General features: G+C 55.6%; 1 rRNA gene. It reads right to left on the minus strand.

Annotated elements, in window-relative coordinates:
- Window positions 1–78, minus strand: a 5S ribosomal RNA gene (gene rrf / locus NA330_RS23290); the annotation flags it as partial.
- Window positions 79–216 lie beyond the last annotated feature (138 nt).

Here is a 216-nt window from a genome sequence, read left to right on the forward strand (position 1 = left end):
ACTACCATCGGCGCTACGGCGTTTCACTTCTGAGTTCGGCATGGGGTCAGGTGGGACCACCGCGCTACTGCCGCCAGGCAAATTCTTTGTGCTCTGTCCTGTGTCTTTTACACTGATACGGCGTTGGCTGCTCTTGCGAGCGTCAGTCACATACTTCTGTATGCTCCTTCCGTCGCTGCGTTTGCCGCCTTGTCTCAGCGTAAAATCCTTCGGACT

Source organism: Salmonella sp. NW722 (genome assembly GCF_051702785.1).
GTDB lineage: Bacteria > Pseudomonadota > Gammaproteobacteria > Enterobacterales > Enterobacteriaceae > Salmonella > Salmonella enterica.